This window comes from Jatrophihabitans lederbergiae (assembly GCF_031845305.1).
In the GTDB taxonomy this organism is placed as follows: domain Bacteria; phylum Actinomycetota; class Actinomycetes; order Mycobacteriales; family Jatrophihabitantaceae; genus Jatrophihabitans_A; species Jatrophihabitans_A lederbergiae.
In genome coordinates this window covers 1-235 of record NZ_JAVREH010000303.1, presented here as the reverse complement: position 1 = coordinate 235, position 235 = coordinate 1, and the positions used below count along the sequence as shown (strand labels likewise).

General features: G+C 65.1%; 1 pseudogene. It reads right to left on the bottom strand.

From position 1 onward, the window contains the following. A pseudogene (locus RM423_RS25320) lies at positions 1-189 on the bottom strand (hypothetical protein); the annotation flags it as partial. Positions 190-235 lie beyond the last annotated feature (46 nt).

Here is a 235-nt window from a genome sequence, read left to right as displayed (position 1 = left end):
GGAGAACAGCGAGCCGACCACGGTCAGTGGCGCCGCGGCCGCGACCACAAAGAACACGATGTGCCCAGTACTCATGGAGTTGCGACGCAAACTCCTCTGGTCGGCCGAGTCGGCCGAGTCGGCCGAGTCGGCCGAGCCGGCGGAAACCGATCCGTTGGGTGGCGGTTGGGCCGGGCGATACGTTGTCATGGCTTGTCCTCGTCTGAGACGGTTCCGAAACCTGGCTCGAATCGGA